General features: G+C 64.9%; 12 protein-coding genes and 1 other RNA gene. 10 read left to right on the top strand and 3 right to left on the bottom strand.

The annotated features are described in order from the left end of the window. Positions 1–96 precede the first annotated feature (96 nt). The gene (locus AC1DVR_RS18515; RefSeq protein ID WP_478002082.1) at positions 97–957 is read left to right on the top strand and encodes a prephenate dehydratase; all 861 of its coding nucleotides are present in this window, start codon (positions 97–99) and stop codon (positions 955–957) included. A gap of 2 nt (positions 958–959) precedes the next feature. Here the strand turns inward: AC1DVR_RS18515 and AC1DVR_RS18520 are convergent, their stop codons facing one another. After that, the gene (locus AC1DVR_RS18520) at positions 960–1,433 is read right to left on the bottom strand and encodes an SRPBCC family protein (protein ID WP_478002083.1); all 474 of its coding nucleotides are present in this window, start codon (positions 1,431–1,433) and stop codon (positions 960–962) included. Positions 1,434–1,602: 169 nt separating this feature from the next. Then, positions 1,603–2,553, bottom strand: a complete 951-nt coding sequence (nudC, locus tag AC1DVR_RS18525) for an NAD(+) diphosphatase (RefSeq protein ID WP_478002084.1) — start codon at positions 2,551–2,553, stop codon at positions 1,603–1,605. Between the two features lie 326 nt (positions 2,554–2,879). On the opposite strand from nudC, the gene AC1DVR_RS18530 reads away from it, so the two are divergent. The 3 genes from AC1DVR_RS18530 (at position 2,880) to rsgA (ending at position 4,913) form a co-directional block, all read left to right on the top strand. Then, a complete protein-coding gene (locus tag AC1DVR_RS18530; RefSeq protein WP_478002085.1) occupies positions 2,880–3,512 on the top strand; it encodes an HAD family hydrolase in 633 nt (210 codons plus the stop codon). 137 nt (positions 3,513–3,649) lie between these two features. Continuing rightward, positions 3,650–3,747, top strand: an RNA gene (ffs, locus tag AC1DVR_RS18535) — signal recognition particle sRNA small type. A gap of 155 nt (positions 3,748–3,902) precedes the next feature. Then, positions 3,903–4,913 carry a ribosome small subunit-dependent GTPase A gene (gene rsgA / locus AC1DVR_RS18540; protein WP_478002086.1) on the top strand — a complete coding sequence of 337 codons (1,011 nt, stop codon included), beginning with the start codon at positions 3,903–3,905 and terminating at the stop codon, positions 4,911–4,913. Positions 4,914–5,017: 104 nt separating this feature from the next. On the opposite strand, the gene AC1DVR_RS18545 is transcribed toward rsgA, so the two are convergent. Next, a complete protein-coding gene (locus AC1DVR_RS18545; protein WP_478002087.1) occupies positions 5,018–6,187 on the bottom strand; it encodes an aminotransferase class V-fold PLP-dependent enzyme in 1,170 nt (389 codons plus the stop codon). Between the two features lie 68 nt (positions 6,188–6,255). Here AC1DVR_RS18545 and AC1DVR_RS18550 point away from each other — a divergent pair, with 68 nt between their 5' ends. From AC1DVR_RS18550 to AC1DVR_RS18575, 6 genes are all read left to right on the top strand, one after another. After that, the gene (locus tag AC1DVR_RS18550) at positions 6,256–6,672 is read left to right on the top strand and encodes an acyl-CoA thioesterase (protein WP_478002088.1); all 417 of its coding nucleotides are present in this window, start codon (positions 6,256–6,258) and stop codon (positions 6,670–6,672) included. After that, positions 6,669–7,838 (top strand): mandelate racemase/muconate lactonizing enzyme family protein, encoded by a 1,170-nt coding sequence (locus AC1DVR_RS18555; protein WP_478002089.1) that lies wholly within the window; start codon positions 6,669–6,671, stop codon positions 7,836–7,838. Before AC1DVR_RS18550 ends, AC1DVR_RS18555 begins: the two co-directional genes overlap by 4 nt. A gap of 11 nt (positions 7,839–7,849) precedes the next feature. Next, complete coding sequence (locus tag AC1DVR_RS18560; protein WP_478002090.1) at positions 7,850–8,239, top strand: GFA family protein; 390 nt, start codon at positions 7,850–7,852, stop codon at positions 8,237–8,239. A gap of 21 nt (positions 8,240–8,260) precedes the next feature. Further along, complete coding sequence (locus AC1DVR_RS18565; RefSeq protein WP_478002091.1) at positions 8,261–8,578, top strand: hypothetical protein; 318 nt, start codon at positions 8,261–8,263, stop codon at positions 8,576–8,578. A 302-nt stretch (positions 8,579–8,880) separates the two neighbouring features. Next, on the top strand, positions 8,881–9,594 hold the full coding sequence (locus AC1DVR_RS18570; protein WP_478002092.1) for a DUF1194 domain-containing protein: 714 nt from the start codon (positions 8,881–8,883) through the stop codon (positions 9,592–9,594). A 245-nt stretch (positions 9,595–9,839) separates the two neighbouring features. Next, positions 9,840–10,004, top strand: a 165-nt coding sequence (locus AC1DVR_RS18575) for a transposase (RefSeq protein WP_478002096.1), incomplete at its 3' end; no start/stop codon positions are given.

Here is a 10,004-nt window from a genome sequence, read left to right on the forward strand (position 1 = left end):
TTGCGCGTTATCTACCCGCTTCCCCCCGCAGGGTGCAAGGTGTACTAGCGCCGCGAAGTGCCGCATGGCGCGCGTTTTTTGCCGGAGTTGCCCAAAATGCCCCAGAATTCGAGCGCGCATCCAAGCACGCCCCCGCGGATCGCCTTTCAGGGCGAGCTTGGCGCCTATTCGCACCAGGCCTGCGAGCAGGCCCGCCCGGGCTGCATTCCGGTGCCCTGCACGACCTTCGAGGATGTCGTGGAGATGACTCGCAATGGCGAGGTCGACATGGGGATGCTGGCGGTCGAGAACTCGACCTATGGCCGAGTGGCGGACGTGCATTCGCTCCTGCCGCGCTCGGGCCTTCATATCGTGGACGAGGCCTTCGTGCGGGTTCATGTCAACCTGCTGGGCGTGCCCGGCGCCAAGGTTGAAGACGTGACCGAGGCGCATGGCCATGTGGTGATCCTGCCGCAATGCGCGACCTTCCTGCGCAACCACCACATCAAGGGCAAGGTCAGTTCCGACAACGCCCGCGCCGCGCGCGAAGTGGCCGAGGCCGGCGACAAGACCCGCGCCGCGCTGGCCAGCGAATTGGCGGCGCAGATCTACGGGCTTGAGGTTCTGGCCCGTCACATCGAAGACAATGCCAACAACACGACCCGCTTTCTTCTGATGGCGCGCGAGCCCGACCATAGCCGCCGCGCCGATCACATGATCACCTCTTTCATCTTCCGGGTCCGCAACATTCCGGCCGCGCTCTACAAGGCGATGGGCGGCTTTGCGACCAATGGCGTCAACATGACCAAGCTGGAAAGCTACATGATCGGCGGCAGCTTCACCGCGACCGAGTTCTATGCCGATATCGAGGGCCACCCCGAAGACCCCCATGTCCGCCGCGCGCTGGAGGAACTGGCCTATTTCACCACGCATCTGCAGATTCTGGGCGTCTACCCCGCCGATCGCAAACGCGACTGAGCCTAGCGCGGGGCAGGGCGGCGGTAGCGGCCTTCCATCTCGACCGCCAGTTGGGCGATGCGCTGGGCATAAGTCGCATCGACCTTCTTGCGGGCCAGCCGCAGGGTCTGCAGGTAGATCCGCGCCGCGATGGTCTTGGGCTTGACCTCGGACTTGACGGTGATGCGGGTGCGGGCCACGGCAAGGTCCAGAAGCTCGATCACCACGTCGACCTCGATCAGCGACGAGCGCAGCTTCAGCACCAGAAGCGCATGCGGCGTCGCCGTTTCCAGCCGGATGCGGGCGCTGCGCGGCTTGCCGCGGTAGGGGAATTGCGCCAGCCATTCCATGCCGGCGCCGGGTTGCGCCAGCGTGTCGGTGCGGACCACCTCGGCGCCGCGCCGGATTGCCATGCGCTCCCAGGCGTCGAAATCCATCAGCTCGCGGAACACAAAATCCACCGGGGCATCGACATCATATTTCGCCGCCAGTTTCATGCCGTCTCCCTCAGCCTGCCCTAGGCCGGGACTTTCTCTGCAAACCATGGCTTTCGCAAGACGGAAGCTGCGGAAAATCCAGAACGAATTGCGCGGCGTGCCCGATGTGCCGGACCCGTGGGCAGAGTGCCGAAGTCTGCGGCGCCGACGGGCCCCCCGGCGGCGCGGCTCAGTCCAGCGTGTCGGCCAGCCAATGCGACATGATGAACTGCGCGATCGAGCCCTTGCGCGCCGGCTTGATCAGCGGATGGCTTCCGGCAAAAGCGGTCAGCAGCTCTTCCCGGCTGACCCAGCGGGCATCCTGCAGTTCGACCGGGTCCAGCGTGATCTCTTCGCTGAGCGCCACGCCCCGGCAGCCCAGCATCAGCGAGGCCGGGAAGGGCCAGGGCTGGCTGGCCAGGTAATCGACCTGGCCGACCTTGATGCCCGCCTCCTCAAAGACCTCGCGGCGGACGGCGGCTTCGATGGTCTCGCCGGGTTCGATGAAGCCGGCGAGCAGCGAATACATCCCCTCGGGCCAGGCCGGGCTGCGGCCCAAGAGCAGGCGGTTGCCATGGGTGATCAGCATGATGACCACCGGGTCGGTGCGCGGGAAATGCGAGCGGCCGCAGGACGGGCACTGGCGTTGCCAGCCGCCCTCGGTCAGGTCGGATTTCGCGCCACAATTGGCACAGAAGCCGTGGCTGTGGTGCCATTCGGTCAGGGCGCGGGCAGTGGCGCACAGTTCCGCCTCGCGCGGCGAAAGCTGGGCCATGATGGCGCGCAATTCGTGAAAGCCCTGGTCGGCGGGCAGTTCGGGATGGTGCTGGACCTGCGTGTCGAAGGAATCCGCCGTCCCGTCAATCGTGGCCTGCGGTTCCCAGGCGGAGACATCTTGCGCAAAGACCGGCACGCCCTCGGACAGGCCGAGAAAGATCGCCGTGGCGCGGTGCCCGGCCAGGGGCGAGTCGGGCGCCAGCCAGACGATGCGCTGGCCCGCTTCGATCAGCGGGCGGCCGCGCCACAGCGACAAGACCTTGCCGCGCCGCCAAAGCTCGGTCTGGGCCGCCACATCGCCGCGCAACTGCGCCGCCCGGTCCAGCCCTGAACCGCCGAAAGTCACCGTCTCCGCAAGCTGCATGACGCCCCCGATTTTGGCTCTTGATGCCATGGGCAAGGGCAAAGGGCAAATGCGCGATGCGTCGTTTTCGCGACCCTGGGGCGCACGCACTCCGCGGACCCATCAAAAGGACGTGTGCACTTGGCAGGTTTGGCCCCGCAGGGATGGCGCGTCTGTCCGCAATGCGCCCGTTGCCCGCTCCAGCATGCGAGACATCGGGTGCAAGACATTGGGAGCACAGGCGAATGCTGCGGGCGAAACCGCTGACGGCGGCGGCCCGGGGATTCCGCGGCTTTCGTCTGCATCCGTGATCGGTTATGGCTCTGACGACCCGAAAGGAACCGCTGATGTACGACGCCCTGCTTTTCGACCTTGATGGCACGCTGATTGACACCGAAACCCTTGCACTGGCCTCGGGGATGGCGGCTTTCGCCGCGGTGGGCTTTCCGGTCGAGGATGACTTCATGCACCGTCTGGTGGGGGTGGACCAGCCAACAGCGGCGGTGCTGATCCGCAATCACCTGCCCGACATCGACCTGCCCGCCCTGCACCGCCATTGGGGGGCCGGCTTCAACGCCGGGGTCGAACAGGGCCTGCCGCTGAAATCCGGCACGCTGGAACTTCTCGCCGCCGCGCCTGCCCATCTGCACCGCGCCGTCGTCACCTCCTCGGGCCGGAGCGAGGCGCTGCGCAAGATCGCCATCGCGGGCCTGACCCCGTCTTTCCCGACCGTGATCACCGTCGATGACGTCACCCGCCCCAAGCCCGACCCCGAGCCCTATCTGCTTGCCGCAAGGATGCTGGGCGTCGACCCCGCCCGCTGCCTCGTCTTTGAAGACAGCGAGACCGGGGCCGAGGCGGCCCACCGCGCCGGCTGCGTCGTGGTCCAGGTGCCCGACATCATCCCCTCCACCCGGCGCTGGGCGCATCACGTCGCAGGCGACCTTCTGAGCGGCGCCCGCCTCGCCGGCCTGTTCTGATCCCGCGCCGGTCAAAGTCTCCCCCCGCACCCCCCTTCATCGGTCCCAAAATATCCCCGCCGGAGGCTGCGACGCCAGCCAGGATCGCTGCCGGGGAGCATCTTGCACCCGGCCGACTTCTGCCCTATATCACGCGGTGAGAGGTTGGCGCGGGCAGGTGCCTCGCCAACCCGGTCAGGTCCGGAAGGAAGCAGCCGTAACGAGCCCCACTTGGGTCGTTGTCAGCCTCTCACCCGTTTTGCACCAGTTCGAGGATCGATCTCATGGCAGATGTGACATCCCTCCGGGCGGAACGGATCTGAGCGCTAGTCGCGCCCTTCCCGGTCATGATTGCGGTGAACCAGCGGCGCTTTGCGCTGCCTTGCCCTGTCTGAAGCAAGGACCAAATACGTGACCTCTGATTTTCTGGCCGAACTCGGATGGAACGACAGCTTCCAGTCGCAGGTGGCCGCCGAAGAGGCCGATACAGCCCCGGCCCGGGTGACGGCCGTGCACCGCGCCCGGATCGAGGCTTTGACCACATCCGGCGCGCTGGACCTGATCCCTGCCACCAGTCTGTCGACCGCCACGGTCGCAGTGGGCGACTGGCTTCTGACGCGGGATGGCGTGGCGCTGCGGGTGCTGGACCGCCATTCGCTGGTCGCGCGCAAGGCGGCGGGCAGCGGTGTGGCGCGGCAGGTGATCGCCGCCAATCTCGACACGCTGCTGATCGTCTCCTCCTGCAACAATGATTTCAACGCGGCGCGGATGGAGCGGTTTCTGGTGCTGGCCGCCAGTGCCGGGGTCGATCCGGTCGTCGTGCTGACCAAGGCCGATACCGCTGTAGACCCCGAAAGCTTCGCCGCCGAGGCGCGCAAGCTCAAGCGTGGGCTGCAGGTCGTGCTGATGGATGCCAAGCGCGATGACGTGCGGGCGGCCTTGGCGGCGTGGTGCGGGCCGGGCAAGACCCTGGCGCTGCTCGGATCGTCCGGCGTGGGCAAGACCACGATCGCCAATGCCCTGACCGGCGGCAATGCCCCGGTGCAGGACATCCGCGACGATGACGCCAAGGGGCGCCACACGACGACGGGCCGCTATCTGGTGGCGATGGCGGGCGGCGGCTGGCTGATCGACACGCCGGGCATGCGCGAGGTGCAGCTGACCGATGCTTTCGACGGGATCGGCCTCTTCTTCGATGACCTGACCGAGCTCTCCCTGACCTGCAAATTCCGCAACTGCAAGCATGAGGGCGAACCGGGCTGCGCCATTCAGGCCGCGATTGCCGCGGGCGATCTGGACCCGGCGCGCCTGCAACGCTGGCAGAAGCTGCTGGCCGAGGATCAGACCAACAGCGACACGATGCAGATCTCGGCCGAGCGGGCGGCGGGGGTCCGCAAGGGTCCGGGCAAGTGGAAGCGGTAAGCTAAAGGCGCGCCTGCGGCGCAAGTCTTTCATCTCGCCTCTGGCCTGCGGCCAACCGGCTCGGGCCAGCCTCCGGCGGGAGTATTTGGCCAGAGAGCAAGGGCTTAGCGCAGCAGGGCTTTCAGGGCCGCGATCAGACGGTCGGTGCCGGCTTCGGTGGTCATGATGCCCGGCGAAAGGCGCAGGGTCTGACTGCGGGCGTCAGTCGTGATGCCTTGGGCGCGCAGAGCCTCCACGATCTTTGCCGCAGGGTGGCTGTCGGGCAGGCGCAGCATGATCGAGCCGCCGCGTTTCTCCTCCTCCCGTGGGGTGAGGAGGGGGAGTTTCATCTCATCCGCCGCAGCAATCAGGCGGGCGGTGATCTGGCGGTTATGGGCGAGGATTGCGGTCTGGTCCTGCTTCGCATGCCAGTCGAGGGCAGGCAACGAGGCGAGTGCCGCCATGGTGCCCGGCGTGCCGCTGTCGAAGCGGCGGATGTCGGTTGCATAGGCGAATTTGGTGATGTCCCAGTTGAAGGGATTGTCCTGGGAGAACCAGCCGCGCAATTCGGGTTGGCACTGCGGGATCAGGCGGGGTGAGAGGTAGAGGATTCCCGCCCCCGGCGTGCCGCACATCCATTTGAGCGAGGTCGAGACCGCGAAGTCCACCTCGGGCGCCATCACGTCGAAGGGCAGCAGGCCCGCGCCTTGGGTGATGTCCACGCCGACCAAGCTGCCCATCCGGCGGCCATGCGCCACCATCTGGTTCAGATTGATCCGGTGCGAGGTGGTGGAAGAGACCCAGGTCAGCAGGGCGAGGCCCACATCCGGGGTCCAGTCGGCGATGAAATCCGCATCCTCGACATGGGCGGCGCCCTGGCGCAGGGGCACCGTCTTCAGCGTGAAGCCGAAGCGCGCCGCCATGCCTTGCAGCAGGAAGTGGTTGGAGGGGAAGCAATCGGCGCCGACCAGCACCTTGCGGCCCTTCAGATGTTCGGGCGGCAGGGCGGTCAGCAGAGCGTGAAAGGCCTGGGTCACGCTTTCAAAGGTGGTCAGGGTGCCTTCCGGCGCCTTGATGATCGCGCGCCAGCGGTCGATGAAATTCTGCCGCTTGCCCAGGGCATAGGCCCATTGCCCGTCATCCGCAGCGCCCCAGCTGGCCGCGAATTCCGCCATGGCCGCCGCCAGGTCGCCTTCCTTGCCGGGGTATTGGCCGATCGAATGGTAGAGAAAATAGCTTTCGGCCGACATGATCACCCCCGGAGTTTCCTGATCGGTAGCGCCCGCCGTGCGCATCCTCAAGCCCTTAATCCCCTTGCGTCGGTCGCTTTCGGGCGTTCTTCTCGCGGCAAAGGAGTCCCCGGATGCTGTACCACCGTCTCTACCCGATCGAATTCAACCATTGCGACCCGGCGGGCATCGTCTTTTACCCGCGCTATTTCGAGATGACCAACCACATCTGCGAAAACTTCTTCCGCGAGGTGGTGGGGCGCCCCTATGCCGCGATGATGGCCGAAAAGGCCGGCGTGCCCACGGTACGGATCGAGACCGACTTCCGCGCGCCCTCCCGCCTCGGTGATGTGCTGGAGGTGACGTTGGAGGTGCTGCGGCTTGGGTCCTCCTCGCTGACGGTGGAGATCGTGGCGGCTTGCGAGGGCCAGCACCGGCTGACCGCCACCGCCACCTTGGTCTGGGCGCAGGAGGTGGCGGGCGTCTTCGGCGCGCAGCCCTGGCCCGAGGAGATGCGGGCGAAGCTGCAGGCTTTCATGGTGGCGCCGTGAAGATCCGCGCGATCAAGGCCACGCCGGTCAATATCCCCTTCCGGGCGCCCTATAGGTTTTCCTATGGCTCGACCGCGCAGGTCACCAAGACGGTGATCGAGCTTGAAACCTCGGATGGCGTCGTGGGCCTTGGCGAATGCGCCGATGGCAACCGCGCGGCCGAGGTGATGGCGGCGGGGGAAAGGCTGGTGGGGCTGGATATCCGCGCGATCTCCACCGCCGAGGGGCTGGTGGTTCCGGGCATGGCCTATACGCCCTGGGGCAATGTCGCGGCGGCGCGGCGGGTCTTTGGCGGCATCGAGATGGCGATGTGGGATGCGCGCGGCAAGACCGAGGGCGTGCCGGTGAGCCTTCTGCTTGGCGGGGCGGTGCGGGATGACATCGCCCTGACCGAATATTTCAGCTACCGCCTGCCGGGGATCGATGCGGGCGAGGCCACCCCGGTCGAGATCGCCCGCTACTGTGCCGCGATGATCGAGGCGCATGGGGCGGAGATTTTCGAAGGCAAGGTCGCCACCGTCGGCATGGCGGAAGAGGTCGTGATGCTGCGCGAGATCCGGGCGGCGATAGGCGGGCGCGAGATCCGGATTGATGCCAATGGTGGTTATACTTTGCCCACGGCCCGCCTCGCCCTGCGCGCCTTTTCGCCCTTCGAGATCAGCTGGTTCGAGGAGCCTTGTGAAAGCTATGAAGAGATGGCGGCGCTGCGGTTGCAGACCGATATCAGCTTTTCCAGCCACCGGATCGACCTGCGCAAGGCGGTGGCTCTGGGCAGCCCGGATGCGATTGTCACCAACCTCAACGAACTGGGCGGGATCGCCGCCACGGTCGCCTTCATCAAGGCGGCCGAGGCGTTTGGCGTCGGTTTCCGCTTTCATTCGGGCGAGACGGGGGTGGCCTCGGCCGCCTATCTTCAGGTCTCCGCCGCGGTGGAGGCGGTGCGGGGTGCGAGCCAGACCCTGCTGCGCTGGTACGCCGATGACGTGATCGAGGGCGGGCCTTTGGTGCCGAAACAGGGTATGGTGCGGGTGCCGGAGGGGCCGGGTCTGGGGGTGACTTTGGATGCCAAGGCGCTGGCGCGCTGCCATCAAAGGTTTCTGGACGAGGGGGCCTTCCCCTCGGGCGTCAAGGGCCTCGGCTATGGCGGGCGGTTCCGCAAACTGTGAGGGAGGGGACGATGGAGCAAGTGACGGGCGGATGCCTTTGTGGCGGGGTGCGCTTCGTGGCGGAGGGGCAGCCCTACCGCGTCGGCATCTGCCATTGTCTGGACTGCCGCAAGAACCACGGCGCCCTGTTCCACGCCTCGGCGATCTTTCCCGAGACGGCAGTGACGGTGACCGGCGAGGTGCGGGAGTATCACGGCCGCTACTTCTGCCCCACCTGCGGCTCGCCGGTCTATGGCCAGTTCGGCGACGAGATCGGGGTGAACTTGGGCGCGCTGGATGAGGTGGACCGGTTCAAACCGACTTATGAACTGTGGACTGTGAGGCGCGAGCGGTGGTTGCCGGTGTTTGAGGGCGTGAAAGGATATGAGCGGGATCGGTTGGGGGAGGGGAGGGAGGAGTAGGGGGTAAAATGAGTTAAGCAGATGAACGACCCGCCCGAGTTTTACGTTGATTTCAATGAAATGGTAGGGCCGGACTTGGTCCTCCTGTCCCAAACCAACGAGCGCGCAAATTCAAACGGAGATATTGTGACGTTCAGGGAGGGAATGTGCGTGCGCATATTCATGGACGATCCCACAGCGAAGGGAGATCCGGAGTTTCTGGTCGCGGAGGGGAAGGTAGAGCTCAATCTTCTTAGGGACTGGAGCAAGCATGTACGGTGGCTTTGTCGGATTTCTGGAGATGGCATAAGGCGGGCATCCAGAATATCGCATGCTGCATTCACGAAGGACGCTGGGTGAGGTGGACCGGTTCAGGCAGTTCTATGCGCTGTGGAATGTGGGGCGGGAAGGGTGGCTGCCCGAGTTTGCGGGAATGAAGAGGTATGAGAGGAACAGGTTGGGGGAGGGGCGGGAGGAGTAGGCTAATGCGGTATCTTCGTCGCGGGCCCTCCGAACAGGAAACGGCACGCGTTCTTGCCGTCATTCTGCTATTTTAGAGTTTGGAATCAGTTTTTCCGCGGTCTGAGACCTAAACGAACAAAGAGCATTGCCGCGCTGCGCGGCGGAATCGTGAAAACTGTCCCTGTCTCAGGAGGATTTCAATGTTCCGGCATCTGTATGTTCCTGCTTTAATCCTTCTCTCGATGACCAAGGCCGATGCGACCGAAAATACCTGCCCTGACCTGACGCTGGTTCTGGCAATCGACAGCTCCAGCAGTATCAGCGCTTCTGAATTTGCTTTGGAAATGGACGGTTACGGCGAGGCGTTTCGCAATCCGGCGATCCTGCGAGCACTGTCCGATGCCGGAAGTGTGGACGTTGCCGTCGTGTTTTGGGCAGGGGCGTTGCGATCCACATATATCATGCCGTGGACGAGGATTGACTCTGACGCCGATGCACTGGGCGTCGCGACGTGGTTTTTGACGACAACTCGCGCAATTCACGGAGACACGGAAATCGGAAATGGTCTGGGGAGTGCCCTCGACCTGATGGACGCACATGAAAGCTGCGGCCGGCGGCGGGTCGTGGATGTTTCTGGCGATGGCCGTGGCGCATTTGGCTCCAGCCGTGGGCCGACAAGATTGACACTGAAAGCCGCAACGGGGCGGGCAGACAGCATGGGCGTTACCGTCAACGGCTTGGCCATTGCGAACGAAGAACCCGATCTCGGTCAATATTACCGTGAGGAAGTGATTACCGGGACGGGAAGTTTCGCGATGGAGGTCCGTGGCTTCAACGATTTTGCCGCAGCCATATTGGAGAAATTGAAGCGCGAGATACGGCCGCGGATCATGGCGTCGATCACTGCTGGGTAACGATTTCGGAAGGGACTTCGTCTGATCTTGTCAGGGACCAGAGATTGCGTTTCGTGGCGCAGGCGCAATCCGCTTTTAAGGGGGGGTGCGATCAATTGCAGAAGCCGACCCAAGCCCCGAACCCCATGAGAATCCCGATCCCATGAAACTACGGTCGCACCGTAAGCGGCGCCTGGCGCCCACCTTCCAGCCTTTGTCCTGATTGGCTCATTGGAGCACAGTGAAGATAAGGACGGAGTTTCTCCATGGAGGCTACATTGGAGGTTCTCCCGGTTGGTGGCCGAGGCCGCCGGAACCGGAAGTGGCCGGATGAGGTGAAGGCGCGGGTGGTCGCGGAGACGCTGCTGCCGGGCGCGACGGTCAACGAAGTGGCGCGTCGGCATGGCTTGCCCGCGAACCATGTGTCGTCG

This window comes from Rhodobacter sp. P2_H5, assembly GCF_056403335.1.